Source organism: Planomonospora algeriensis (genome assembly GCF_977012225.1).
This window is the reverse complement of sequence record NZ_CDRNDK010000810.1, coordinates 1-1,618: the sequence shown is the minus strand read 5'-3', so window position 1 is coordinate 1,618 and position 1,618 is coordinate 1. Positions and strand designations below refer to the sequence as shown.

The 1,618-nt window shown below is 74.2% G+C and carries 3 protein-coding genes; 2 read left to right on the top strand and 1 reads right to left on the bottom strand.

Annotated elements, in window-relative coordinates; genetic code table 11:
* The coding region (gene grpE / locus ACWJ6R_RS36000; RefSeq protein ID WP_449066491.1) for a nucleotide exchange factor GrpE at window positions 1-544 on the top strand (544 nt) is incomplete at its 5' end.
* A gap of 26 nt (window positions 545-570) precedes the next feature.
* On the opposite strand, the gene ACWJ6R_RS35995 is transcribed toward grpE, so the two are convergent.
* Window positions 571-1,119, bottom strand: coding sequence for an RNA polymerase sigma factor (locus ACWJ6R_RS35995; protein WP_449066490.1), 549 nt, complete (start codon window positions 1,117-1,119; stop codon window positions 571-573).
* 135 nt (window positions 1,120-1,254) lie between these two features.
* Between ACWJ6R_RS35995 and ACWJ6R_RS35990 the strand changes: the two genes are divergently transcribed.
* Window positions 1,255-1,584, top strand: a complete 330-nt coding sequence (locus tag ACWJ6R_RS35990) for a hypothetical protein (protein WP_449066489.1) — start codon at window positions 1,255-1,257, stop codon at window positions 1,582-1,584.
* Window positions 1,585-1,618: the final 34 nt, after the last annotated feature.

Below are 1,618 nucleotides of genomic sequence, written 5' to 3'. Positions count from 1 at the left end.
CGTACCGCCCGCACCACCCGTACGCCCGCGCCGCCGCGCCGCCCGTACCGCCGCGCCGCCCGGAGGACCGGAAGGTCCACCGCCGCGGCCGGGCTCTGCCGCGTCCGGCTCCGGCCCCTTCCCCAGGCCTCCGGAGTCCGACCCGCTGGCGGAGGCGTTGACCGAGGTCGCCCGGAGCGGGATCAGCCCGGCGCTCGCCCAGCGGGTGGAGCGGCTGTTCGCCGACGGCCATCCGGGACGGCAGGCGCTGCTCGACGCCTGCATCGACTGCCGGGACCAGATCGACGAGCGGCATCCCCGGCTGTCCGGCCTGCTGCTGGACGGGCTGAACCGGGCCGGCGTCCGGGAGATCGTCGCGGACGGGCAGCGCTTCGACCCGCGCCTGCACGAGGCGTTCGGCACCGAGCCGACCGATCGGCCGGAACTGCACGACGTCGTCGCCGAGACCGTCAAGCAGGGCTACACCGACGGCGGGCACGTCATCCGCGTGCCCCAGGTCGCCGTCTACCGCCACGAGCCGCCCGGGGACGGGACGCCGCGGTGAGCGGCCCCACGTTCCCGGCGGCGCCCTCACTCCCCGGCGAGCTCGGCCTGCAGGCGCTTCCTGGCCCGGTGGATCCAGACCCGCACGGTGTTGAGCGGCACCGCGAGCGCGGCCGCCGTCTGCTCGTAGGTGAGCCCGCCCGCCCACAGCAGCAGCGCCTCCCGGTGCGACTCCGGCAGCGCGGTCAGCGCCCGGCGCAGGTCGGCCAGCTCGGCGACGGTGTCCTCGAACGGCCCGGTGACCACCGTCTCCTCCTCCACCTCGGAGAAGAGCGTCCCCCCGGGGGCACGGCGCCGGACCACCGTGCGGGCGGCGTTGCGCGCGATCGCCAGGATCCAGGCACGGAAGGGCGCCCGGCCCGCGAAGGAGTCCAGGCCCTTCCAGGCGGCCAGCTGCGTCTCCTGCAGCGCGTCCAGCGCGTCGGCGCGGTTGCCCGTCAGGTGGTAGCAGACCCCGAAGGCCTGGCGCTGCGCGGTCGCCCACAGCGCGGCGAAGGCGTGCTCGTCACCCGCCCGCGCCGCGGCCAGGAGAAGGCCTTCGTCCTCGGCGACCCTGCTCAGGGACCCACTCGTCATCGGCCACGCTTTCTCACGAGACGGAAACCACCCCATGACAGCACGCCGCACGATTGTCCGGGTATGAGGTAGCGAGCCATGATATTGGACCGTAACAATACAGAAGTCGGATCATCCGGAAACGAGTCAGAGGACTTGGCTGAGCTGCGTCAACTCCTCTTCGGGACGGTCCGGACGACGGAGGAGGAGTCCCTGGACATGTTCGCGCAGACCTTCTCGGCGGAGGAGCCCGATCTGTCCCTGCTGCCCGAGCCGGACGTCTTCGAGCCGGGCGACGCGGACGGCGATCCGGTCCCGGACGCCGCCGGCTCCGGGCCGTTCGGCGCGGCCGGCGCCCAGGACGACCCCTGGGACCTCTCCGGCGCCGACGATCCCGGCGGCCACCACCCGGACGACGGCCATGACCTCCAGGACGGCCACGACTCCCACGACGGCTGGGACCCGCTCTTCGGCGGTGACGTGTGACGGCCTCCCCCGCTCCCCCCCGCCTCCCCCCACC

Bases quoted from the DNA above. Each gene is read 5' to 3' on its own strand.
- ACWJ6R_RS35995 (WP_449066490.1), bottom strand. From the start codon at position 1,119: ATGACGAGTGGGTCCCTGAGCAGGGTCGCCGAGGACGAAGGCCTTCTC.